This is a genomic window from Rhodanobacter sp. T12-5 (assembly GCF_008329435.1).
In the GTDB taxonomy this organism is placed as follows: Bacteria; Pseudomonadota; Gammaproteobacteria; order Xanthomonadales; family Rhodanobacteraceae; genus Rhodanobacter.
In genome coordinates this window covers 419760-443738 of record NZ_NPKN01000001.1, presented here as the reverse complement: position 1 = coordinate 443738, position 23979 = coordinate 419760, and the positions used below count along the sequence as shown (strand labels likewise).

The 23979-nt window shown below is 65.9% G+C and carries 23 protein-coding genes; 14 read left to right on the top strand and 9 right to left on the bottom strand.

Annotated elements, in window-relative coordinates; all coding sequences use genetic code 11:
- Window positions 1-276 precede the first annotated feature (276 nt).
- Together CIW53_RS01925 and CIW53_RS01920 are read left to right on the top strand one after the other, a co-directional pair.
- Entirely contained in the window at window positions 277-852 is a 576-nt protein-coding gene (locus CIW53_RS01925) for a GNAT family N-acetyltransferase (RefSeq protein ID WP_149363009.1), read from the top strand.
- A gap of 28 nt (window positions 853-880) precedes the next feature.
- Entirely contained in the window at window positions 881-1771 is an 891-nt protein-coding gene (locus CIW53_RS01920) for a universal stress protein (protein ID WP_242451734.1), read from the top strand.
- Window positions 1772-1814: 43 nt separating this feature from the next.
- Here CIW53_RS01920 and CIW53_RS01915 read toward each other — a convergent pair whose 3' ends face one another.
- The 7 genes from CIW53_RS01915 to hppD all read right to left on the bottom strand — a co-directional run bounded on the left by CIW53_RS01915 (window position 1815) and on the right by hppD (window position 8673).
- Complete coding sequence (locus tag CIW53_RS01915; protein ID WP_149363008.1) at window positions 1815-2576, bottom strand: helix-turn-helix domain-containing protein; 762 nt, start codon at window positions 2574-2576, stop codon at window positions 1815-1817.
- 33 nt (window positions 2577-2609) lie between these two features.
- Window positions 2610-4010, bottom strand: coding sequence for an oxygen-independent coproporphyrinogen III oxidase (gene hemN / locus CIW53_RS01910; RefSeq protein ID WP_149363007.1), 1401 nt, complete (start codon window positions 4008-4010; stop codon window positions 2610-2612).
- Between the two features lie 195 nt (window positions 4011-4205).
- Complete coding sequence (locus CIW53_RS01905) at window positions 4206-5192, bottom strand: fumarylacetoacetate hydrolase family protein (protein ID WP_149363006.1); 987 nt, start codon at window positions 5190-5192, stop codon at window positions 4206-4208.
- Window positions 5193-5209: 17 nt separating this feature from the next.
- The gene (locus CIW53_RS01900; RefSeq protein ID WP_149363005.1) at window positions 5210-5803 is read right to left on the bottom strand and encodes a lectin; all 594 of its coding nucleotides are present in this window, start codon (window positions 5801-5803) and stop codon (window positions 5210-5212) included.
- A complete protein-coding gene (gene hmgA / locus CIW53_RS01895; RefSeq protein WP_149363004.1) occupies window positions 5800-7110 on the bottom strand; it encodes a homogentisate 1,2-dioxygenase in 1311 nt (436 codons plus the stop codon). The genes CIW53_RS01900 and hmgA overlap by 4 nt, the downstream gene beginning before the upstream one ends.
- Window positions 7098-7526, bottom strand: coding sequence for an endonuclease domain-containing protein (locus tag CIW53_RS01890; RefSeq protein WP_149363003.1), 429 nt, complete (start codon window positions 7524-7526; stop codon window positions 7098-7100). Before CIW53_RS01890 ends, hmgA begins: the two co-directional genes overlap by 13 nt.
- A 52-nt stretch (window positions 7527-7578) precedes the next feature.
- A complete protein-coding gene (gene hppD, locus CIW53_RS01885) occupies window positions 7579-8673 on the bottom strand; it encodes a 4-hydroxyphenylpyruvate dioxygenase (RefSeq protein ID WP_172969558.1) in 1095 nt (364 codons plus the stop codon).
- A gap of 110 nt (window positions 8674-8783) precedes the next feature.
- On the opposite strand from hppD, the gene CIW53_RS01880 reads away from it, so the two are divergent.
- From CIW53_RS01880 to CIW53_RS01825, 12 genes are all read left to right on the top strand, one after another.
- Window positions 8784-9245 carry a MarR family transcriptional regulator gene (locus CIW53_RS01880; protein WP_149363002.1) on the top strand — a complete coding sequence of 154 codons (462 nt, stop codon included), beginning with the start codon at window positions 8784-8786 and terminating at the stop codon, window positions 9243-9245.
- A gap of 95 nt (window positions 9246-9340) precedes the next feature.
- Window positions 9341-10711: an FAD-linked oxidase C-terminal domain-containing protein gene (locus CIW53_RS01875; protein ID WP_149363001.1), complete on the top strand. Its 1371-nt coding sequence runs from the start codon at window positions 9341-9343 to the stop codon at window positions 10709-10711.
- 35 nt (window positions 10712-10746) lie between these two features.
- Window positions 10747-11517: a hypothetical protein gene (locus CIW53_RS17840; protein ID WP_242451733.1), complete on the top strand. Its 771-nt coding sequence runs from the start codon at window positions 10747-10749 to the stop codon at window positions 11515-11517.
- Between the two features lie 90 nt (window positions 11518-11607).
- Window positions 11608-12204 carry a uracil-DNA glycosylase family protein gene (locus CIW53_RS01865; RefSeq protein WP_149363000.1) on the top strand — a complete coding sequence of 199 codons (597 nt, stop codon included), beginning with the start codon at window positions 11608-11610 and terminating at the stop codon, window positions 12202-12204.
- A gap of 119 nt (window positions 12205-12323) precedes the next feature.
- A complete protein-coding gene (locus tag CIW53_RS01860; RefSeq protein WP_149362999.1) occupies window positions 12324-13601 on the top strand; it encodes a nucleoside permease in 1278 nt (425 codons plus the stop codon).
- Window positions 13602-13643: 42 nt separating this feature from the next.
- Entirely contained in the window at window positions 13644-14627 is a 984-nt protein-coding gene (gene dusB, locus CIW53_RS01855) for a tRNA dihydrouridine synthase DusB (protein WP_149362998.1), read from the top strand.
- A gap of 73 nt (window positions 14628-14700) precedes the next feature.
- Window positions 14701-16050 (top strand): GGDEF domain-containing protein, encoded by a 1350-nt coding sequence (locus CIW53_RS01850; protein ID WP_149362997.1) that lies wholly within the window; start codon window positions 14701-14703, stop codon window positions 16048-16050.
- A 157-nt stretch (window positions 16051-16207) separates the two neighbouring features.
- Window positions 16208-17407, top strand: a complete 1200-nt coding sequence (gene metK, locus CIW53_RS01845) for a methionine adenosyltransferase (protein WP_149362996.1) — start codon at window positions 16208-16210, stop codon at window positions 17405-17407.
- Between the two features lie 121 nt (window positions 17408-17528).
- On the top strand, window positions 17529-19391 hold the full coding sequence (locus CIW53_RS01840; protein WP_149362995.1) for an ATP-binding cassette domain-containing protein: 1863 nt from the start codon (window positions 17529-17531) through the stop codon (window positions 19389-19391).
- A 153-nt stretch (window positions 19392-19544) separates the two neighbouring features.
- Window positions 19545-20174 (top strand): glutathione S-transferase family protein, encoded by a 630-nt coding sequence (locus CIW53_RS01835; protein ID WP_149362994.1) that lies wholly within the window; start codon window positions 19545-19547, stop codon window positions 20172-20174.
- A 4-nt stretch (window positions 20175-20178) separates the two neighbouring features.
- Complete coding sequence (locus CIW53_RS01830; protein WP_149362993.1) at window positions 20179-20460, top strand: GIY-YIG nuclease family protein; 282 nt, start codon at window positions 20179-20181, stop codon at window positions 20458-20460.
- A 208-nt stretch (window positions 20461-20668) separates the two neighbouring features.
- The gene (locus CIW53_RS01825) at window positions 20669-21160 is read left to right on the top strand and encodes a transposase (protein ID WP_149362992.1); all 492 of its coding nucleotides are present in this window, start codon (window positions 20669-20671) and stop codon (window positions 21158-21160) included.
- 64 nt (window positions 21161-21224) lie between these two features.
- Here CIW53_RS01825 and CIW53_RS01820 read toward each other — a convergent pair whose 3' ends face one another.
- Both CIW53_RS01820 and CIW53_RS01815 read right to left on the bottom strand, forming a co-directional pair.
- The gene (locus CIW53_RS01820) at window positions 21225-22565 is read right to left on the bottom strand and encodes an ATP-binding protein (RefSeq protein ID WP_242451732.1); all 1341 of its coding nucleotides are present in this window, start codon (window positions 22563-22565) and stop codon (window positions 21225-21227) included.
- Window positions 22555-23952, bottom strand: coding sequence for a sigma-54 dependent transcriptional regulator (locus CIW53_RS01815; RefSeq protein WP_149362991.1), 1398 nt, complete (start codon window positions 23950-23952; stop codon window positions 22555-22557). Before CIW53_RS01815 ends, CIW53_RS01820 begins: the two co-directional genes overlap by 11 nt.
- Between the last annotated feature and the right edge of the window lie 27 nt (window positions 23953-23979).

Here is a 23979-nt window from a genome sequence, read left to right as displayed (position 1 = left end):
GGGGCGGCCAGACGAACTCACCTGCCCGGTTCGCGAAGAGCCCTCTCCAAACCCTGCGAGCGACCAACGTTCCTGACCGGAACCAGTTGCGGGGCAGTGTCCTGCGCGCTCGGCGAGCTGTGCCTGCCGGCATCGGCAACGACAACCCGACCATCAATTGACGGAGGTCAACTGGAGGGGCCTACCGCGGCGTAAAAATGCATCGTGCAGGAAGCGAAATCGCCTGCTCGCCTGCCAGGCACGGACCGCACGGCCATCCGCATCGGGAACAACGCCATGTCCAATACCTTCTCCCCGCAAACAATCCCTGACAGCGCCAACCTCCATGTCGACAAGCTGAGCGGTACCCACTGGATCGAATCCCTCGCCGACGGCACGCCCGTACTCATCCGGCCACTGCGGCCGGAGGATCGCGAACGCGAGGAAGACTTCATCCACCGACTGTCACCCGACTCGCGCCGGTTCCGGTTTCTTGGCGGATTCAAGGAGGCCGGCCCGGATCTGGTCAACCAGCTGATGGATGTCGACTACGACCAGCGAATGGCATTCGTCGCATTGGCGCACGACGACGGAAAGCTGCGCGAAGTCGGCGTCAGCCGCTACAGCGCCACCAGCGAACAAGGCCATTGCGAATGCGCGGTCACCGTGGCCGACGACTGGCGCCAGCGCGGACTCGGCGTGCTCCTGATGCGGCATCTGATCGACCTCGCCCGCAGAAACGGCTTCAAGGTGATGACCTCGCTCGATGCCGCCGACAACGAGGCGATGCGCGATCTGGCCAACTACCTGGGCTTCCATCGCCGCCGTGATCCGGACGATTCGAGCCAGGTCATCCACACGCTGGATCTCTGATCGTTGCCGCGCCGACCGGAATACCGTCATGCCCATGCATTCACAAGAACACGATGCCGGCCTCACCGACCCCGCTGTCGACCCGGCGACGCCATTCGCTTGCCCGGGCGACGTACTCGCGCTGGTGACCTCGACCGATCCGTGGAGTCCGGCCGCCACCGTGGGCACGGCCATCGCGGCTCGCTGGGGCGGCAACCTGACCGGATGTTTCGTCGAGCCGTCGGTGCGAATGCTGCGCGACAGCGAAGGTGGCCCCACCGTCCTCGGCCTGCTGGCGGAGCCGCGTGCCGATGACATCGACGCCTTTGCCGCGTTTGGCTCTTTCGCGCGGCAATCCGGCGTGAACGCGGCGACATGGACCACCAGCGGCGTGGGCATGGCCCAGACGCTGCGGCAGCTTGGTGCCTGGCATGACCTGGCGGTGATCGAGCGCGACATGGTGGCGCCGTCCGGGCTGTTCGACGTACTCGGCGAGGCGATCCTTGGTTGCCAGCTGGCATGCCTTGTCCTGCCGCCGCGATGGAGCCGGGAAATCAGCTTCGAGCGGATCGTGATCGGCTGCAACGGAAGCCTCGAATCGATCCGCGCGATGCATGCCGCCATGCCGTTTCTCAGGAAGGCCAGTCAGGTGACGCTGATTGATGGCGGCGTGCGCGGATCGCGCCATGCGGACGGCCGCCTGCCGCACTTCGATCCGTTCGTCTATCTGCTGCGTCACCACATCACCGCACGACCGCAATACATCCGCGCCTCGTCCGACCTCGCCGGCGATCTCCTGCTGAAGCAGGCCGCCGATGGACAGGTCGACCTGCTCGTAATGGGCGCCTACGGCCAATCGCCGACGCACGAGCGATTTTTTGGCGGCGCCACCCGGCACGTGCTCGAGGAGTCGTGCATCCCGGTATTGATGCGGCACTAGCGGCAGGTGGGCGCGTTGCCGTATCCAGCCGCCGCGCAGCAGCTCACTCCGGCAGCAGCCCCTGACCGATCACGCGCAGGCCCTTGGGATCGACGATCTGCAACTCGCGGCCTTCTATCTCGATGAGCTTCTGGCTGCGGAAGCGGCTGAATACGCGGCTGACCGTCTCGGCGGCCAGGCGCAGGTAGTTCGCGATGTCGCCGCGCGACATGCTGAGGTGGAAACGGGTGGCGGAAAAGCCGCGCGCGGCGTAACGGCTGGCCAGGTCCATCAGGAACGCGGCAACGCGCTCGTCGGCGCTGTGGTCTCCGGCCAGCAGGCTGGCGGTGCCGAGCTCCTTGCTCAACATGCGGAACAGGTGCTGCTGCACCGCCGGCACGCGCGAGGCCAGCGCGCTCATCGCCGGGAACGAGAAGCGACAGAAGAACGTCGTATCCAGCGCCACTGCGTCGCATGGAAAGTGCTCCGGGTAGATCGCGTTGAGGCCGATCACCTCGCCCGGCAGGTAGAAACCGAGCACCTGCTCGCGGCCCTCCTTGTCGACCATGCGGGTTTTGACGGTGCCACCGCGCACGGCAAAGATCGCGCGGAACGGGTCGCCGGTGCGGAAGATGTGCTCGCCCGCCCGAAAGGGCCCGACGTGCTCCACCAGGCACTGCAACTCGACCAGTTCGGGTTTGTCGTAGCCGGCCGCGATGCAGGCACTGGAGAACGCGCAGGTGCCACAGAAACGCGTCTCGTCACCGTCGTCGGCGATCGGGTTGGGCGGCTCGGGCAGGCGACCTGCCATGTGCTTGGATTGCATGATGTGATGGACTGCCGGTGGGGGCTGCAAGGGTCATATCACGCGCGAATATCGCGGAGCTTGCGCCGCGTCGCCCAGGTAGGCGTCGAAGCACATGGCGATGATACGCAACAGCAACCGACCCCGCGAGGTCACCCGCAGCATCCGCGCGTCTTCCTGCACCAGTCCGTCGGTCACCAGCGGCGCCATCCGCTGCCGCTCGCGCACGAAATATTCGTCGAACAGCAGCCGGTGATGCGCACCGAAGAGTTGTTTATCCAGCTCGCCGTGGCACATCAGCTCGTTGATCAGGCTGCGCCGGATGAGGTCGTCCTCGTCCAGTTGCAGACCGCGCGTCACCGGCAGGCGACCGGCATCCAGCGCCGCGTAGTAGCCGATCAGGTCGCGTGCGTTCTGGCTGTAGCTGTCGCCGATGCGGCCGATCGCGCTGACGCCGAGGCCGACGATGTCGCAGTCGCCGTGCGTCGAATAGCCTTGGAAATTGCGCTGCAGCGTGCCGCTGCGTTGCGCCTGCGCCAGTTCGTCGTCGGCGCGGGCGAAATGATCCATGCCGATATAGACATAGCCGGCCGCGCTCAGCTTCTCCAGCGCGCAACCAAAAAGCGCCAGCCGGGTAGCCGCATCGGGCAACTCGGCCGCTTCGATCTGTCGCTGCGCCTTGAACATCTCCGGCAGGTGCGCGTAACCGTAGACGGCGACCCGATCCGGCCCCAGCGCCACCACCTGGTCCAGCGTGCGGCTGAAGCCGTCGATCGTCTGCAGCGGCAGGCCGTAGATCAGGTCGACGCTGGCCGAACGGAAGCGCCCAACGCGGGCCGCATCGATCACCTCGCGGGTCTGCTCGAAACTCTGGATCCGGTTGACCGCCTGCTGCACCGCCGGATCGAAATCCTGGATGCCGACCGAGATGCGGTTGAAACCCAGCTCGCCCAGGCCGCGCACGTAGTCGCCATCGGCAAAGCGCGGGTCGATCTCGATGCCGTACTCGCGATCCGTCTCGTGGCTGAAACTGAAATGGCGCGCGAGCGACTCCATCAACTCGCGCATGCGCGGGGCGTCCAGAAAATTCGGCGTACCGCCACCGAAGTGGAGCTGGCGCACCGGCCGGTCGCGGTCGAACAGCGGCGCGATCATTTCGATCTCGCGGTAGAGCCGCTCGAGATAGCGATCGGCCTGGCCCACGTCGCGGGTGATCACCCGGTTGCAGCCGCAGTAGAAGCATGGACTCATGCAGAACGGCACATGCACGTACAGCGACAATGGCCGGGGAATCGGCTCCTCGTTGGACGTCCGGATCGCCGCGCGCAACGCCGTCTCGTCGAAATCGGCGGTGAATTGCGGCGCCGTCGGATAGCTGGTGTAGCGTGGACCTGCCACGTCGTAGCGGGCGATCAGCGCGGAATCGAATTCGGGAGGAGCTAAGGGAGTGGCCATGGGGCGAGTCTGTCCTCGCCGCCGTTGGCGCGCCTTGATCCGGATCAATTGCCGCTCCATGGCGACAACCCGCCGCAGATGCGCCGGATGCCACAGATCTGAGGGAGCGACTTCAGTCGCGAGGCTCTTTGCCCTGGAGTTTCAAAGCAAGGGCATCGCGACTGAAGTCGCTCCCACAGGGCCGCGCCCCGCTGCTCAGCGCTTCAGCGGTTCGATCCGCTGTTCGATCGAGCCGAAGATCGAGGCGCCGGCGGCGTCGGTGATGTCGATCTTCAGGCTGTCGCCGAATTTCATGAACGGCGTCGACGGCTGCCCGTCGCGCAGGGTTTCCACTGTGCGCTGCTCGGCCAGGCACGAGGCGCCCTTGCCAGTGTCCTCGTTGGCGATGGTGCCGGAGCCGACGATGGTGCCGGCAGTCAGCGGACGGGTCTTGGCCACGTGGGCGACCAGTTCGGCGAAGCTGAACTGCATGTCTACGCCGCATTCGGCCTCGCCGAACCACGCGCCGTTCAGCCAGGTGCGCATCGGCAGGTGCAGCTTGTCGCCCTGCCAGGCGTCGCCCAGTTCGTCCGGCGTCACCAGCACCGGCGACAGCGCCGAGCGCGGCTTCGACTGCAGGAAGCCGAAACCCTTGGCCAGTTCACCGGGGATCAGCCCGCGCAGGCTGACGTCGTTGATCAGGCCGACCAGCTGGATGTGCCCGGAGGCCTGCGCCGGTGTCGCTGCCATCGGCACGTCGTCGGTGACCACCACCACTTCGGCTTCCAGGTCGATGCCGAAATCCTCGCTCGGCACCACTACCGGATCGCGCGGGCCGAGGAAGCCGGCGCTGGTCGCCTGGTACATCAGCGGGTCGGTGTAGAACGACTTCGGCACCTCGGCGCCGCGGGCGCGGCGCACGCGCTCGACGTGCGGCAGGTAGGCCGAGCCATCGACGAATTCATATGCACGTGGAAGCGGTGAGGCCAGCGCGTGCATGTCCAGTGCGAAGGCATCGCCGGCATGGCCGGCGTTCAATTCATCCGACAGCGCATTGAGCCGCGGCGCCGCGTTCGACCAGTCGTCCAGCGCGGCCTGCAGCGTCGGTGCAATGGCGCTCGCCTTCACCGCGCGGGTGAGGTCGCGACTGACCACGATCAGCGTGCCGTCGCGGCCGCCTTCCTTGAGACTTGCGAGTTTCATTGAATACTCCGAGGTAACTAACTACAACCTTCAACGTAATCGACCTGCGGCGGCACACCCACGTGCCACCGCGTCATGGTGCCCTGTGCGTCGGTCTCGAACACCAGCACGCCATCGCCTTGCGGCGCGGCAATGCGCAGGTATTTTGCGCCATCGACGTACTTGTGCGGCTGTGCCTCGACGCGGGCGCCGTACAGCGTGCGGATCTGTACCTCGCTCATGCCAACCTTGCCGCCGCCGGGCGCGGTGTCCTTCGCGGTGCCGACGTCGTAGCGCACGAAGCGGCCACCCTCGAACATGAAGGCGACTTCCGCCGATTGCTTCGCCCATTTCGGCGTCTTGTGGAAGCAGCTCGAATCCTGCCCCGGCGCACCCTTCAGCTCGCCGCCCCAGGCTTGGCCGAATGCCGCCTCGTCCATGCCGAAACGCATGTCGCCGTAACCGTCGTAACGCGCCGGCGTGTTCGCGGCCATCGTTGCGGCCGGCGGAGGCTGGGATGGTGAAGCGACCGGTGCATGGGCAGTTGCCGGCGGCGCCGCCGTCGGTTGATAGGCACCGCTGCAGCCGGCAAGCGCCAAGGCGACGGCAGCGATCGGCCAGAGGCGACTCAAGCCTTGCTTCCCGGGTCGAAATGCTTCGCGATGCCCTGCCAGCATTCGTGGTAGTTGCCCTGCAACTGCGGCGCGGCCAGGGCTTGCCGGGTAGGACGGATCACCTTGCGCGTCTCGAACATGAAGGCCATGGTGCCGCCAATCACGTCCGCCTTCGACAGATCCGCTTTCGAGGCTTTCTCGAACGTGGCCGCGTCCGGACCGTGCCCGCTCATGCAATTGTGCAGCGACGCGCCGCCGGGCACGAAGCCCTCGGCCTTGGCGTCGTATACGCCGGTGATCAGGCCCATGAACTCGCTGGCCACGTTGCGATGGAACCACGGCGGCCGGAACGTGTGCTGCGCCACCAGCCAGCGCGGCGGGAAGATCGCGAAATCCATGTTCGCCGTACCCGCGGTGTCGCTGGGCGAAGTCAGCACGGTGAAGATCGATGGATCAGGGTGGTCGTAGCTGATCGAGCCGATCGTGTTGAAGCGGCGCAGGTCGTACTTGTACGGTGCGTAGTTGCCGTGCCAACCGACCACGTCCAGCGGCGAGTGATCGATCTTCGCCGACCACAGCGCGCCCTGGAATTTCGCCACCAACTCGAAGGCGCCATCGACGTCTTCATAGGCCGCGTGAGGGATGAGGAAATCGCGCGCATTGGCCAGGCAGTTCGAGCCGATCGGACCGAGATCGGGCAGGCGCAGCAGCGCGCCGAAGTTCTCGCAGACATAGCCACGCGCCTCACCGTCGGGCAGATCGACGCGGAAGCGCACTCCGCGCGGGATCACCGCGATCTCCTGCGGTTCCAGCTCGATCAGGCCCAGCTCGGTGGCCAGCCGCAGCCGGCCCTGCTGGGGCACGATCAGCAGCTCGCCGTCGGCGTCATAGAAGAAGCGGCCCTGCATCGAACGATTGGCCGTATAGACGTGGATACCCACGCCGGCCTGCTCCGCTGGCCCGCCATTGCCGGCCAGCGTGACCAGTCCGTCGACGAAGTCGGTCGGCTTTTCCGGCAGCGGCAGCGGATCCCAGCGCAACTGGTTCGGCGTGGCCGGTGCCTCGTCGAAACGATTGTGGAAGGTGGCATGCGCCAGCGGCTGGAACGGCTGGTGCACGGCGGCTGGACGGATCCGGTACAGCCAGCTGCGCCGGTTGCCGTGGCGCGGCGCGGTGAACGCGGTGCCGGAGAGCTGTTCGGCGTAGAGGCCATGGGCCACGCGTTGGGGCGAGTTCTGGCCCTGCGGCAGGGTGCCGGGAATGGCCTCGCTGGCGAACTCGTTGCCGAAGCCGGATTGGTAACCGTCGCTGATCATCGCAGACATGTGCACGCCCTGGGCTCTTGAAGCCCCTCTCCCGCCGGGAGAGGGGTTGGGGTGAGGGTTCGGCTGTCGGCGATATCCAAAATCGCCTCCAGCACTACTTCCATTTGTTGAAGAACTTCGTTGTCCCAATAGCGCAGGATTCTCAAACCCTGCGCTTCGAGAAACCGGGCGCGCTCGCGATCCACTTCCTCGTTGTGTTGTGAGCCATCAAGCTCGATCACCAACTTTCGCGACGCGCAGTAGAAATCGACGATGTATGGGGGGATGGGATGTTGGCGACGGAATTTCAGTCCGTTCAACCGCCCGGCACGCAATTGATACCAGAGTTTGCGTTCGGCATCCGTTCCACTCTGGCGCAAGTCCCGCGCGTGTTGGCGCGTTGTGGTGGGTAGCGGTGGCTTGATTGTTTCCGGCATCTCCGAACCCTCACCCCAACCCCTCTCCCGATGGGAGAGGGGCTTCAAGAATTTACAGGAACCCGCGCTTCATCTGATCCCGCTCGATGCTCTCGAACAGCGCCTGGAAGTTGCCCTCGCCGAAGCCCTCGTTGCCCTTGCGCTGGATGATCTCGAAGAAGATCGGACCGATCGCGTTCTGGGTGAAGATCTGCAGTAGCTTGCGTTGTCTGGTTTCAAGATCGGCATCGATCAGGATCTTGTTCTTCGCCAACCGTGCCACGTCCTCGCCGTGGTTCGGCACGCGTTCGTCGATCACTTCGAAATACGCGTCGGGCGTGTCGAGGAATTCCACGCCGGCCTCGCGCATCTTCTCCACCGTGCCGTAGATGTCGTCGGTGAAGCAGGCGATGTGCTGGATGCCTTCGCCGTGGTAGGCATCGAGGTATTCGTTGATCTGGCTTTTCGGATCGTTCGACTCGTTCAGCGGGATGCGCACGATGCCGTCCGGCGCGGTCATCGCCTTGGAGACGAGGCCGGTCTTGGCGCCCTTGATGTCGAAATAGCGGATCTCGCGGAAGTTGAACAGGCGCTCGTAGTAGTCCGACCACTTCTGCATGTTGCCGAAATGCAGGTTGTGGGTGAGGTGGTCGATGAAGGTGAGACCGAAGCCGGCCGGGTTCTGGTCGGCGCCTTCGATCGCCTCGTAGTCGGCGTCGTAGATGCTGCCCAGGTCGCCGTAGCGATCGACCAGGTACAGCATGCAGTCGCCGATGCCTTTGATCACGGCCGCGTTCACCGCCTTGCTGGCTTCCTTGTGCTCGATCTTCTCGCCGCCGTTGTCGAGGACGGATTGCAGCACCTGCACGCCGGGCTTGCGGAAGCGGATGGCGAAGCCGCAGGCACTGGGACCGTGCGCCTTGGCGAAGTCCGCAGCGAAGGAATCCGGGTCCTCGTTGATCAGGAAATTCACGCCGTTCTGCCGGTACACGGTAATCGGGCGAGACTTGTGCTTCAGCACGGCGCTGAAACCCATCCGCTTGAACAGCTCATGCAGCTCGATGCCGCGGCCGGCCGGCGCGGCAAACTCGACGAATTCGAAACCGTCGATCCCCATCGGGTTGTCGAATGTGGTGACCTGCATGCCAAGGTTCGGCTGGGCGTTCATGGCGCTCTCCTGATTGTCGGTGCACGATGGCAGCACAAGAGCGTGCCATCATCGGTGGTAATCACACGTTATAGTTACATGTGAAACCATTTGCAAGGATCATCGCCGCAATGCCCGCCAAGCGCCGTCCAGCCTCCGCAACTGCCGAGCATGCCCCCCTGCAACTGGAACATTTCCTGCCGTACCGGCTGTCGATCCTGTCCAACACGATCAGCCAGGCGATCGCCGACGACTACCAGAGCCGCTACGACATCTCGATGACCGAATGGCGGGTGATGGCGGTGCTGGCGCGGTTCGAGGGACTGTCCGCGCGCGAAGTGGCCGAACGCACGGCGATGGACAAGGTGGCGGTCAGTCGCGCGCTGGCGCGGTTGGTCGAGGCCGGCCGGGTCGACCGGGCAATCCACGACAACGACAAGCGTCGCTCGGTACTGAGCCTCAGCGCGAAAGGCTGGGCGATGCACGACGAGGTCGCGCCGATGGCGCGCGTGCGCGAGCGCGAGGTGCTGGCGAAACTCGATGTCGAGGAGCGCGCGTGGCTCACGCGGATCCTGGACAAGCTGATGAAGTGAGCCCGGCGAGCGCGGAAACACGCCAGAGCGCGTTCCCGCTTCAAGCTCGTCCCCGTCCAGCCGGCCCATCGCGAGTTCGGCGTTAAACTGGGCGAATGCCGCTGCCACCCGCCCTGCTCGACCGTCTTCGCACCGCCTTCCCGGCAGACGCGTTCGCCGTCGGCGAGGCCGAGCGGATCGCCTATTCGTACGACAACTCACGCCGGCAGGCGTTGCCGGATGCGGTGGTGTTTCCGACTTCGCACACCCAGGTCGAGGCGCTGGTACAGGCGTGTCGCGCGCATCGGGTACCCGTGATCGCGCGCGGGCGTGGCAGCAATACCACCGGCGCCACGGTACCGGTGGACGGCGGCGTGGTGGCGAGCTTCGAGCGGATGAACCGCATCGTGCGCATCGATCCGGACAATCGCCTTGCCGTGGTCGAGCCCGGCGTGTTGAACGCCGACCTGCAGCAGGCGCTGGCACCGCATGGATTCTTCTGGCCGCCCGATCCGTCGTCGGCGCCGTGGTGCAGCATCGGCGGGAACCTGGCCTGCAATTCGGCCGGGCCGCGCGCGGTGAAATACGGCACGCCGCGCGAAAACACGCTGGGCCTGCGCGCAGTCTCCGGCACCGGCGAAGGCTTCCGCTGCGGCACGTACACCAGCAAGGGCGCGACCGGCTACGACCTGACCCGTTTGCTGATCGGCTCGGAAGGTACGCTGGCGCTGATCACGGAAGCCACCTTGAAACTGACGCCGAAGGCATCGGCCGTGCGCACGCTGCGCGCGACTTACAAGGATGTCGGCGCGGCTGCACGGGCGGTGGCGCGGATCATGGCGCAGCCGGTGACGCCGTGCGCGCTGGAGTTCATCGACGACGTGGCGCTGAAGCTCGCGCATGCGCACGGCGGCGACAACATTCCGCTGGCCGGCGCGATGCTGATGATCGAGGTGGATGGCGAACCGGCCACGCTGGACGCGGCAGTCGACGCCGTGTCTGCGGCAGCGCGCGGCGACGGGCTCGACGATTTGCGGGTTGCCGAGACGGCAGAGGAAACGCGCGCCCTGTGGTCCGCGCGCAAGGCGCTGTCGCCGGCGCAACGCACGATCTCGCCGAACAAGATCAACGAGGACGTGGTGGTGCCGGTCAGCCACCTGCCCGCCCTGGTCGACGGCATCAGGCAGCTGTCGACGAAGCACGACGTGCTGATCGTCAGCTTCGGCCACGCCGGCAACGGCAACCTGCACGTGAACCTGCTGCCGCGCGACGAGGCCGAGCGCGAGCGTGCGCATGCCTGCCTGGCCGAACTGTTTGCGCTGGTGATATCGCTGGACGGCACGCTGTCGGGCGAGCACGGCATCGGCATGCTCAAGCGCGAGTTCATGCCGCTGGCACTGGAGCCCTCCACGCTGGGGCTGATGCGCAACGTCAAGGCGGCGTTCGATCCGGACGGGATTCTCAATCCGGGCAAACTTCTGCCTTGACTCTTAATATTCTCCAGGGGGAATGGATGAGAAGCATGAAGTTCGTTCTGATCGCACTGCTGTGCCTGTTGGCGAGCGCATGCAGCCAGCAAGGCATGATCGACCGCCTTGCTCCGAGCGCCGATGTGAAGTTTGCCCGGTCCACGCTGGACGACCTGCGGCTGGGCCATCTGGACTCGACCAGGGATCACCTGGCCGCCAAACTCAGAACCGCCGACATCGACACGCAACTGGCCAAGCTCGCCGGCTACTTTCCTGCAGGTGCGCCGCGTTCAGTCAAGACCGTTGGCTTCCGCAAGATGATTGCGAATGGCGAGTCGCGTGTGATGCTCACCTTTGAGTATCAATTCGATTCAGCCTGGGCTTTGGCGGAGATGACTGTCTCCACCGATGGTGATCAACGCATCATTGAGGGCCTGCACGTTTACCGGATGAAGCAATCGCTGGAACAGACCAACGCTTTCACCCTTCGCGGCAAAAGTCCGCTGCACTATGTTTTTCTGGGGCTGGCCTGCGTGATACCGCTGCTTTGCCTATACGCATTGGTGATGTGTTTGCGCACTCCTATGCGGGGCAGGAAATGGCCATGGATTCTTTTCATCCTGTTCGGTTTCGTGACTGTCGGATTCAACTGGACCACCGGCGCTTTCAGCGTGCAGCCGATCAGTTTTCTGCTGTTTGGCGCCTCCGCCTTTGCCTCGCCCTACGGCCCGTGGACGCTTTCGGTGGCGTTTCCACTGGGTGCGATATGGTTTTTGCTAAGGCGACGCAGCTACGTAGTTGTGATGCCGCCGCCACTCAAATGATGCGAATGCGCAACCTCATCATCGCCACGCGCAGCGAACAGTCAACGTCGCTCGCAACCCGAAACCCTTGCCGGCGAGGTGCTTGTAGCCATGCCCGTTACGCTTGATCGACTGCTCGGAGATATTCGCGCCTGTCGAATCTGCGAAGCGCACCTGCCGCATGGCCCGCGACCGGTGCTGCAGGCATCGGCGACCTCGCGGCTGCTGATCGTCAGCCAGGCACCGGGGCGCAAGGTGCATGACACCGGCATTCCGTTCAACGATGTCAGCGGCGAGCGTTTGCGCGAATGGCTGGGGATCGATCGCGACACGTTCTACGACGCCAGCCGTGTCGCGATCGTGCCAATGGGTTTCTGCTTTCCCGGCAGCGGCAAGGGTGGCGACCTGCCGCCGCGGCCGGAGTGCGCGCCGGCCTGGCATCCGCGCCTGCTGCCACTGCTGAAACAGGTGAAGCTCACCCTGGTGATCGGCCAGTACGCGCAGGCCGGCTTGCTCGGCGTGGCACGCGGCACCCGGCTCACCGATACGGTGCAGGCGTGGCGCGAACAGCTTGCCCGCGGCCATCTGCCGCTGCCGCACCCGAGTCCACGCAACCGGTTGTGGCTGGTGCGCAATGCGTGGTTCGAGGCGGAGTTGCTGCCGGTGTTGCGCGAACTCGTGGCCGATGCGCTGCACACGGTGGCTTGACCCTGCGCTTCGGCGCGCCTTGCCGGTTCCCCGCGGCTTCCTCTAACCTGCCTCGGCTGGTGGCCACGGGGCGGTTCCCTCGGCTGCGTCAGGGGGACACACATGCCGGATACCTGCCCGTGAATCTGAAGTTGCGCCTGATCGTGATGAACTTCCTGCAGTTCTACATCTGGGGGGCCTGGCTGCTGACCATCGGCACCTGGTGGTTCCATACCCAGCACTGGTCGGGCACCAATTTCGGCGCGATTTTCTCGACGATGGGCATCGCCTCGCTGTTCATGCCGTCGCTGGCCGGCATCATCGCCGACAAGTGGATCAACGCCGAACGCCTTTATGGCCTGTTCCAGATCGCCGGCGCGATCGTGTTGTTCATGGTGCCGCTGGTCGACAATCCGCACCTGATGTTCTGGGTCATGCTGCTCAACATGATCTTCTACATGCCGACGATCTCGCTGTCGATCGCGGTGGCCTACAACGCGCTGAAGCGGGAAGGCTTCGACGTGGTCACCGTGTATCCGCCGATCCGCGTGTGGGGCACGATCGGCTTCATCGCCGCCACCTGGACGGTGAGCCTGCTCGGCTTCGAGTCCTCCGCGGCCCAGTTCCACGTGGCCGCCGCCGCGTCGCTGCTGCTGGGCCTGTATGCGTTCACCCTGCCCAGGTGCCCGCCGCAACTGGACGCCACGCACAGCCGCGGCCTGGCCGATCGCCTCGGGCTGACCTCGTTCGTGCTGTTCAAGGATCGCAACATGGCGGTGTTCTTCATCTTCGCCATGCTGCTCGGTGCCGCGCTGCAACTGACCAACGCCTATGGCGACACTTTCCTCAGGGACTTCGCCAAGATCCCGGCCTACAAGGACCTGCTCACGGTCCGCTACTCGGCCATCATCATTTCGATTTCGCAGTTCTCCGAGACCGCCTTCATCCTGACCATTCCGTTCTTCCTGAAGCGCTTCGGGATCAAGGCGGTGATGACCATGAGCATGCTGGCCTGGGTGCTGCGCTTCGCCCTGTTCGGCTTCGGCAACCCGGCCGATGGCCTGTGGATGATCGTGCTGTCGTGCATCATCTACGGCATGGCGTTCGACTTCTTCAATATCTCCGGCTCGCTGTTCGTGGAGAGCCAGGCCGACCCGAAGATCCGCGCCAGCGCGCAGGGCCTGTTCATGCTGATGACCAACGGCGTCGGTGCCGTGCTCGGTAGCCTGATCGCCGGCTTCGCGATCGACCATTTCTTCACCGACCGGACCTGCAACGACACCGTCGCCATCTGCAAGGACTGGCATGGCATCTGGCTGGCCTTCGCCGCCTACTCGCTGATCATGGCGCTGCTGTTCGTGCCGCTGTTCAGGCACAAACACCAGCTACGGCCACTGCAGGTTCTGCCGACGCATTGACGCCGCCGGGCCCGCCGCGGCCCGGCCGGCTACAATGGGCGGATGCGCATCGGCCCCTACCTCATCGACCCGCCTGTGGTGCTCGCCCCGATGGCGGGCGTCACCGACAAGCCCTTCCGGCTGCTGTGCAAGCGGCTGGGCGCGGGCTTGGCCGTGTCGGAAATGACCAACGCCGATCCGCGGCTGTGGCATACGCGCAAGTCGCTGCGGCGGATGGATCACGATGGCGAACCCGAACCGGTCAGCGTGCAGATCGCCGGCTACGACCCGGCGATGCTGGCCGAGGCGGCGCGCTTCAACGTCGCCAACGGTGCGCAGATCATCGACATCAACATGGGCTGCCCGGCGAAGAAGGTATGCAACGTGTGGTCCGGCTCGGCGCTGCTGCAGGACGAACCGCTGGTGGCGCGCATCGTCAAGGCGGTGGTCGACGCGGTCGAGGTGCCGGTGACGCTGAAGATCCGCACCGGCTGGAATCGCGACAACCGCAATGCGCTGTCCATCGCGCGCATCGCGGAGGACAACGGTATCGCCGCGCTCGCCGTGCATGGCCGCACCCGCGCCGACAAGTACGAAGGCGACGCCGAGTACGCCACCATCGCCGCAGTGAAGGCCGCCGTCCGCATCCCGGTGCTGGCCAATGGCGACGTTGCCACGCCGCAGCAGGCGCGCCACGTGCTCGAGCTGACCGGCGCCGATGCGTTGATGATCGGCCGGGGCGCGCAGGGCCGTCCGTGGATTTTCCGCGAGATTGCGCATTACCTGGCCACCGGCGAACTGCTGCCCGAGCCGGCGCCGGCCGAGGTCGCGGCCATCCTGCTGGGCCATCTTGAGCAGCTGTACGCGTTCTACGGCGAACAGGCCGGCGTGCGCATCGCGCGCAAACACCTGGGCTGGTATGCGAAGGATCGGCCGCAAAACGCGGCATTTCGCCACGTGGCAAACCGTGCGGAGAGCGCCGCCGAGCAGTTGCAGCTGACCCGCGACTACTTCGCCGGTCTCGACGAGGTGCGCGCTGCCGCCTGACCCTCCCAACGGGTGAGTGCGCCCGGAAAATCGCGTCACGTAACATCGAAGCATCGAAGGCAAACGAACGTCCATGGATATCCACGAGGCACTGAGATCCCGGCAAGAAGCGGTCGAACGACTCAAGCGCGCCGAGCGGCGCTGGGCATTGATCGACGCGTTGCTGCGTCGCCTTTCGACATGCCTGAGCAACGCCGCTGACGGTCGCACGGCGGCCCTGGACAGCGTCCTGGCCGAGCTGCGGCAACAGTTGCGGGAACCGCTTGACAAAGAGTCGCTGGAAACCCTGCTGGACAAGCTGACCAGGGCGGCCAGGTCGCTCGACGAATCGCCCCAGCCGACACCACAGGCATTGACCCTGACGACGGAGATGCCGGCAGCAGCGACGCCGGCGGCCCGGATGCTGCTGATGCTGATCGAACAGCTGCGCCTGGATGACGCGTCGGCGCCCCAATTGAACAGCATCCGCGATGCCATCGCCGCCGCCGAAGACGACTCCGCATTGGCGTCGCAGGCGCAGGCGCTGGCCGACCTGGTCAACCGGTACCTTGGCCAACTCGGCGAGCACCGGGCCGCCGCCGAGCGACTGTTGACCCTCGTTAACCAGCAACTGGAGGAACTGGCCCGGTACCTCGGCAGCGAACAGGCCGACCACCGCGAAGGCAGCGACTCTCGACAGGAACTGGATCGAAACCTGACCGGCGAGATCGCCGCCCTCGGCAGCCAGATGGAGCAGGCGCAGGGAGTGCATGCACTGCATCAGGCGGTGCACGCGCGGCTCGGCACGATCGCCGCATACCTGAAAAGCTTCCGCGAGCGCGAGGACGCGCGCGAGCGTGACTGGCAGGCCCGTTCCGACCAGATGAACCAGCGCATCCGCGAACTGGAGCATTCGGCACGGACGATGGAGGCGAACTTGCGCCAGGAGCACGAGCTCGCCTCGACCGATCCGTTGACCGGTCTCGCCAATCGCCTCGTGTTCGAGCGGCACATGGCCAGGGCGTGCCTGGAACGGGCCCGTGGCGGCGCCGAATCCTGCCTGCTGGTGCTGGACATCGACCGCTTCAAGTACATCAACGACAACTTCGGCCATGCCGCCGGCGATCGCGCGCTACGCATCGTGGCCGAACAGCTGAAAGCCGTGTTGCGCCCGAACGACATGCTGGCGCGCTACGGCGGCGAGGAATTCGTGGCGGTGCTGCCGAACACCGGCGGGGAAGCCGGCCGCGAGATCGCCGAGGTGCTGCGCAACTGCATCGAGAGCATCGGCTTCCGTGGCCAGCAGCGGCCTGTGCGGATCACGCTTTCGTGCGGCCTCACCGTCTTGCGTGCCGACGACACGCCGGAGAGCGCTTTCGAGCGCGCCGACCGCGCGCTGTACCAGGCCAAACACGGCGGCCGCAACCGCTGCGAAGTATTGTGAACGCAGGATGCTTCGGCCCATGCAGCCGTCCAGACGGCTGAACACGCGCCTAATCCGGCAGGTGCCGGAATCCAGGCGGGCTGCAAAACCGGGGACGGCGATGTATCATGTCCGACTTCTTTTATCTCTCTATCCGAACGAAAGGATATAAACCGCGATGTCCAACTACCTGTTCACCTCCGAATCGGTCTCCGAAGGCCATCCGGACAAGGTCGCCGACCAGATCTCCGACGCCGTGCTCGACGCGATCCTCGTGCAGGATCCGCGCGCCCGCGTGGCCTGCGAAACCATGGTCAAGACCGGCGTGGCGATCGTCGCCGGCGAAGTCACCACCAGCGCGTGGATCGACCTGGAGGCGCTGACCCGCAAGGTGATCGTCGACATCGGCTACGACTCCAGCGAAGTCGGTTTCGACGGCGAGACCTGCGGCGTGCTGAACCTGATCGGCAAGCAGTCGCCCGACATCAACCGCGGCGTCGATCGCAAGAACCCGGAAGAACAGGGCGCGGGCGACCAGGGTCTGATGTTCGGCTACGCCACCAACGAAACCAAGACCTTCATGCCGGCGGCGATCCACTTCTCGCATCGCCTGGTCGAGCAGCAGGCCAAGGTACGCAAGCAGAAGAACTCGCCGCTGCCGTGGCTGCGCCCGGACGCCAAGAGCCAGGTCACCCTGCGCTACGAGAACGGCGTCGCCACCGCGATCGACGCGGTGGTGCTGTCGACCCAGCATGACCCGGGCATCAAGCAGAAGGACCTGATCGAGGCCGTGCGCGAGTACATCCTCAAGCCGGTGCTGCCGGCCAAGTGGCTGCACAAGGGCACCAAATTCCACATCAACCCGACCGGCAAGTTCGAGATCGGCGGCCCTGTGGGCGATTGCGGCCTGACCGGTCGCAAGATCATCGTCGACACCTACGGCGGCTGGGCCCGTCACGGCGGCGGTGCGTTCTCGGGCAAGGATCCGTCCAAGGTCGACCGTTCGGCCGCCTACGCGGCGCGTTACGTGGCCAAGAACATCGTCGCTGCCGGCATCGCCGACCGCTGCGAAGTGCAGGTGAGCTACGCGATCGGCGTGGCCCACCCGACCTCGATCTCGGTCACCACCTTCGGCACCGGCAAGATCAGCGACGAGAAGATCGAGAAGCTGATCCGCAAGCACTTCGACCTGCGCCCGTACGGCATCCTGCAGATGCTCGACCTGATCCACCCGATGTACCAGCAGACCGCCAGCTACGGCCACTTCGGCCGCACCCCGCAGCTGGTGAAGGACGCCAACGGCAACGCCTTCACCACGTTCTCGTGGGAAAAGACCGACCGCGCCGAGGCGCTGCGCAAGGACGCCAAGCTGAAGTAAGCCGGCGTCACGACGCTGCAAGCGAAACGGGCCGCCTAGTGCGGCCCGTTTTGTTTTTCACCCGCCTTGCGAAGCGGACTCCAGACGCAGCGATACCCGCGGCACCAGCTACAATGGGCGGATGTCCCTTATCCAATTGCAACGCGTCGACTTCAGCATCGGCGGCCCACTCCTGCTCGAACATGTCGATCTGTCGATCGAGGCGAACGAGCGTGTCTGCATCGTCGGTCGCAACGGCGAAGGCAAATCCACCCTGATGAAGCTGATCGCCGGCGAGCTGCATGCCGATGACGGCGAGGTGCGCGTGCAGAACGGCATCGTGGTGGCGCGGATGGCGCAGGAGGTGCCGCAGGGCACCGCCGGCAGCGTGTTCGACGTGGTCGCCGAGGGACTGGGCGATCTCGGCCGCCTGCTGGCGCGCTATCACCACCTGCTGGCCGAGGGCAATTTCGACGCGTTGGGCGACGTGCAGCATCTCATCGAGGCGCAGCATGGCTGGGACCTGGACCGCCGCGTCAGCGACGTGCTGACCCAGCTGGAGCTCCCCGGCGACACCGACTTCGCCGCGCTGTCCGGCGGCATGAAGCGCCGCGTGCTGCTGGCCCAGGCGCTTGTGCGCAAGCCCGACGTGCTGCTGCTGGACGAGCCGACCAACCACCTCGACATCGAGGCGATCGGCTGGCTGGAAACCTTCCTCAAGCAGTTCGCCGGCAGCATCCTGTTCGTCACCCATGACCGCAGCTTCCTGCGTGCGCTGGCCACCCGCATTGTCGAGATCGACCGCGGCGCGCTCACCGACTGGCCGGGCGACTACGACAACTACCTGCGCCGACGCGAGGAACGCCTGCACGCCGAGGCGCAGGCGAATGCGCTGTTCGACAAGAAGCTGGCGCAGGAGGAAGTGTGGATCCGCCAGGGCATCAAGGCCCGGCGCACCCGCAACGAGGGCCGCGTGCGCGCGCTGAAGGCGCTGCGCAACGAGCGCGCCGAGCGGCGCAACCTGAGCGGCAACGTCAAGATGAATGCGGCGAACGCGCAGGCCTCGGGCAAGAAGGTGATCGATCTGCAGCACGTGCATCAGGCCTACGGCGGGCGCGTGCTGATCGACGATCTTTCCACCACGATCATGCGCGGCGACCGCATCGGCATCATCGGCCCCAACGGCGCCGGCAAGAGCACCCTGCTGAAGATCATGCTGGGCGAACTGACTCCGCTGCGCGGCACCGCCGAGCTGGGCACCGGCATCCAGATCGCCTACTTCGACCAGCACCGGCTGCAGCTCAACGACCAGCTCAACGCACTGGACAACGTGGCCGAAGGCCGCGAATACATCGAACTCAACGGCCAGCGCAAGCACATCATCGGCTACCTGCAGGACTTCCTGTTCTCGCCAGAACGCGCGCGCGCGCCGATCACCCGCCTCTCCGGCGGCGAACGCAACCGCCTGTTGCTGGCCAAGCTGTTCGCGCAGCCGTCGAACTTATTGGTGATGGATGAACCGACCAACGACCTCGACGTCGAGACGCTGGAGCTGCTGGAAGAACTGCTGACCGACTACCAGGGCACCCTGCTGCTGGTCTCGCACGACCGCGCCTTTCTCGACAACGTGGTGTCCAGCACGCTGGTGCTGGAGGGGAATGGGCAGATCGGCGAGTACGTGGGCGGCTATACGGACTGGTTGCGCCAGCGGCCGGCTCCGCGCAGCACGGCCACGACTGGAAAGCCCGCCGCGCAAACTCCGGCGCCCGCCACACCGGCTGCGCCGAAGCGCAAGCGCAGCTTCAAGGAGCAGCACGAGCTGGAACAACTGCCCAGGCGCATCGAGCAACTGGAAGGCGACATCGCCGCTCGCACCGCCGCGATGAACGAGCCGGCCTTCTTCCAGCAGGACAGTGCCGCGATCGTCACCGCCAACGAGGCATTGGTGGCCTTGCAAGCCGAACTCGACGCGGCGTACGCGCGCTGGGCTGAACTGGACGGCTGAGCGAAGCAGGAGTGAGTGGAGAAGAATGAGAAGTGAGTCCAGAGCAGAGACCTCGCGCTACCGTACTTTCTCTCGCTTCTCACTCCTCTCCACTCACTTCCCGCCCTTCCTCCCGGCGTATCATTCGCGGATTGCCCTTTGCGGATGATCGCCATGTACACGCTCTACTACGCTCCCGGCTCTGCCAACCTGCTGGTGCATCTGGCCCTGCTCGAAATCGGCGCACCACATACGCTGGAGCGGATCGACATCGACGCCGGCCAACAGCGCAGCGCGGCGTATCTCGCACTGAACCCGAACGGGGTCGTACCGACCCTGGTGATCGACGGCGTGCCGCATGGCGAAGCGGCGGCGCTGGCACTGCTGCTGACCGAACGGCACCCCGAGGCGGCGCTGGCACCGGCCCCCGGCAGCGCACGACGCGCCGACTTCCTGCAGTGGATGTTCTACCTGGCCAACTCGCTGCAACCGCTGTTCCGGCAGTGGTTCTACCCCGGCGACCATCTGCCGGAAGGTGCCGACACGATCAAGCAGGCCGCCCGCGCCGGCATCGAAAAATGCTGGTCGCACATCGACGCCCACCTGGCCGCGCACGGCCCGCACATGCTGGGCGACAACTTCAGCCTGGTCGATCTCTACGCGCTGATGCTGATGCGCTGGTCGCGCAACATGCCGCGCCCCGCCACCGAGTGGCCACATCTGGCGGCGCTGGCCACGCGACTGAAATCGCGCCCGTCATGGAAGCAGGTCTGCGACGCCGAGGGCCTGATCGAATGGGCTTGAGCGCATGAGCGAAGCGCCCGACGCCGACGCGTGGGCCGTCTACCTGCTCGAATGCGCCGACGGCCGCGTCTACACCGGCATCGCCCGCGACCCCGAACAACGCTACGCGAAACACCTCGCCGGCAAGGGCGCGCGCTTCACCCGCTCCAACCCGCCGCGTCAACTGCTTGGCTGGGTCTGGGTCGCCGACCACGGCACCGCCTTGCGACTGGAGATCGCCTGGAAAAAGCTGTCACGTCACGAACGCATTGCCGCGTTGCAATCGCAGATTGCCGCCACCCCGTAGGAGCCCGCTGGCGGGCGATGCTCCTGCTCTTACATCTACCGAAGGCAAGAGCATAAGAGCATCGCCCGCCAGCGGGCTCCTACCGACGCAACTGACGGCAAGAGCATCGCCCGCCAGCGGGCTCCTACGCGATGTGAGGTCGGGGGCTGGCCTGGGTGAGTGATGTCGGACGATGCTTGCGAGATACGGATGCAGGCAACCTTTGCGCATGCCTGAATTTCCCGCCATCGGTCGCCGCGCCTTGCGTCAGGGGCGCGTCTCGATCCCCGGACAGGTCTACCTGCTGACCACCACGACGTATCGCCGCCAGCGCCTGTTCGCGGATCCTATGCGCGCACGGATCGCCAGCGGGGTGATCCACTCGGCATCTACGTGGGGCGACGCCGGCCTGCTGGCGTGGGTGCTGATGCCCGATCACTGGCATGGCTTGCTGCAGCTAGGCAACGAGTCACTCGCCCGGGCCATGAATCGCTTCAAGGGAAATCTCACACGCACGCTCAACGCATCGTCCGAGGTACACCAACGAGTCTGGGACCGCGGTTTCCACGACCACGCGTTGCGCGCTGACGAAGATGTCCGACAGGCCGCGCGATACATCGTCGCCAATCCGATACGCGCCGGGCTCGCGAGGAGTGCACTGGATTACCCCTACTGGAACGCCATCTGGCTCGATCCAGATGCACAGCCGCTGTTGTCGTAGGAGCCCGCTGGCGGGCGATGCCTTTCCGATACCCACGAGAGAAGCATCGCCCGCCAGCGGGCTCCTACGAGAGCAGCAGCGGTAGCCACAGTTGGGCGATGGCACCGCCCCTGTTATCGCGGGCGGTCAGGCTGACGCCGCCTTCGTGCGCCTCGGCGATCTGCCGCACAAGGGCCAGGCCGATGCCGGAGCCGCCGGGCTTGGTGGTGAAGAACGGCACGAACAGGTTGTCGCTGCCGGGCAGGCCGGGGCCGTCATCGACGATCTCGATCAGTGCGCGCTCGCCTTCGCTGCGCCAGCGCATCAGCACCTGGCCACGGCTTGGCAGGCTCGCTTCGACGGCGTTGCGCAGCAGGTTGATCAGCGCCTGCTCCAACTGGTCGGGATCGGCCTGCACGAGCAGCGGTGCGCCGGCTTCCACCTGCACGGCCATGCGCTGCTCCAGCCGCGCCACCGCCGGCACCAGCACGGCCAGGTCGAGCTCGCGTTTCTGCGGTGGCGGCAACGCGGCGAGTCGGCTGTAGCCGGCGAGGAAACGCGACAGCGATTCGGCGCGATTGCCGATCACCTGAAGGCCGCCGTGCGCATCCTCGCGCCAGTCGTCAGCCAGCGGCTCGCGTGCGATCACGGTGGCCAGGGTACCGGCCAGCGAGTGGATCGAGGCCAGCGAATTGTTGACCTCGTGACCGAGCACGCGCAGCAGGCGCTGCCAGGCCTGCCGCTCTTCCTCGCGCAGCACGCGGCCGACGTCGTTGATCACCAGCAACCGGCCGCTGCGGCCTTCGTTGCGCAGCGGCGCGTGGCGGATGTCGAAGCGGCCGCTGCGGCCGGGGAACGTATGCCTGACGACCTGTGCAGACGGCGCGGCCAGCAGCACGTCGAGCGCCAGCTCGTCGGCGCGGCAACCGATCAGCGCATGGCGCTCGTCGGCAAGCAGGCGCTGCGCGGCAGGATTGAGCAGGCGCAACCGTGCATCGTGATCGAACACCAGCACCGCGCTGTCCAGCGCAGCCAGCGTCTTGCCGAGCAGGCGCGCGGAATCCTCGAATTGCAGGCGCTCCTTCTGCAGCCGGTCGGCCAGCGCGTTGATGTCGTAGATCGCATCGCCGAGCACGCCGCCCTGCACGCCGCGCATGCTGTAGTCGCCCTCGCGCAGGGCTTCCAGCAAACCGGCCAGGGTGTACAGCGGATACACCACGCGACGATGTTGCCAGCGCGCGATCAATGCGGTGGCCACGACGACCACGATGACCAGCAGCCAGCACAGCGCACGCTCGGGCACGCCGACCAGCAACAGCACGGCCACACCAAGCAGCGCCGGCACGGCCACCAGCCAACTGCCCAGCAGCACGCGCCGCTCGAACGCGGGCATGTAGCCGCGGCGGCGGGTGGAATCAGTCGGCATCGTCGGTCGAGGGATCGCGCAGCCCGTGCTTTTCCATGCGCCGATACAAGGTCTGCCGGGTGATGCCGAGCGCGTCGGCGGCATGCTGCAGGTTGCCGTCGTGGCGTTCCAGCGCGCTTCGCACCAGATGCGCCTCGGCCTGGTCGATGGTCATGCCGTCGATGCCTTGCGCGGAGTCCGCCCTCGCCGAGCCGGGGCCGAATGCCAGCGCCGAGTCGCTGACCAGGTCATGTTCGGCCAGCAGCGCGGCGCGCTCCATCAAATGACCCAGCTCGCGCACATTGCCCGGCCACCGCCACGCCAGCAGCGCACGCTCGGCCGACGGCGCCAGCCGCAAACCGCTGCGACCGTAACGCGTCGCGCTGCGCTCCAGGAAGCTGCGCGCCAGCGGCAGGATGTCGGCGCTGCGCTCGCGCAATGGCGGCAGTCGGATTTCCAGCGTATTCAATCGGTACAGCAGATCCTTGCGGAAGCGACCTGCCTCCACTTCGACGGCGAGATCGGCATTGGTCGCCGAGACCAGCCGCACGTCGCTGCTCTGCGTGCGCGACGAACCGAGCCGTTCGAACTCGCCATCCTCCAGCACGCGCAGCAGCTTGGGCTGCTGCGATATGGGCACATTGCCTACTTCATCGAGAAACAGCGTGCCGCCGTCGGCCAGCTCGAAGCGGCCGATGCGCTCGCTCTTCGCGTCGGTGTACGCGCCGCGCACATGGCCGAACATCTCCGACTCGAACACGTTCTCGGCAATGCCGCCCATGTTGACCTTGACCAGTGCGCGCGTCGCACGACGCGACTGCGCATGCAGCTGCTGCGCGATGACGCCCTTGCCGGTGCCGTTCTCGCCCAGCACCAGCACGTTGGCGTCGCTGGGCGCGACCCGCGCCACCAGCTCCATCACGCGCCGCATCGCCGGCGACTCGGCGATCAGCGCCTCGCTGCCGCCACGCAGCAGCGCGTTCTCCGCCTCCAGCCGCCGCTGCCGCCGCGCGCCTTCGCCCAAAGCGATCTGGTTGCGCACGATGCTGAGCAGGCGCGCGTTGTCCCACGGCTTCTCGATGAAGTCGCCGGCGCCGCGGCGCAATGCATCCACCACCAGCGGCACGTTGCCCCACGCCGTCATCACCACCACCGGCAGTTCCGGCGCGTGCTGGCGCAGTGCGTCCAGCAGAGCCAGGCCTTCGGCACCGGAAGTGGTATCGCGGGTGTAGTTGAGGTCGATCAGCGCGCAACCGAAATCGCGCCGACGCGCCGCCTCCAGCGCCGCCGCCGGCCCGTCCACGCCGACGGTGGCGATGCCCTCGGATTTCAGCAGCAGGCGCAGTGCCTCGCGCACGTCGGGCTGGTCGTCGGCCAATAGCACGGTGGGGTTCGATTCGCGCGTCATGTTGTTCCGTCGGTCGATGCAACCATC